This window comes from Paraburkholderia sp. BR14320 (genome assembly GCF_040948665.1).
GTDB classification, from domain to species: Bacteria; Pseudomonadota; Gammaproteobacteria; order Burkholderiales; family Burkholderiaceae; genus Paraburkholderia; species Paraburkholderia youngii.
In genome coordinates, this window is sequence record NZ_JBFPKG010000430.1 from 1 (window position 1) to 201 (window position 201).

The 201-nt window shown below is 66.7% G+C and carries 1 protein-coding gene; it reads left to right on the top strand.

Translation table 11 applies throughout. From position 1 onward, the window contains the following. Nucleotides 1-201 (top strand): transposase (locus tag AB3X89_RS40950; protein WP_368588143.1); only part of this gene is annotated, 201 nt, incomplete at both ends.

Sequence of the window (201 nt, forward strand, 5' to 3'; positions counted from 1 at the left end):
ACGGCCGCGACGCGGGCCAGACGCCGTGGCGCAAGATGCACCTGTCGATCGACCCGCAGATGAATGTCCACCACATCGCGATCACCGGGGACAACGTCTCCGACGAGGCGGGCCTGAATGCGGTGCTGGCAGTCGAGGCGAACGTCGACTGCGTGATCGCCGACGGCGCGTACTACAGTATCGCGCAGACCGAGGCGTGGT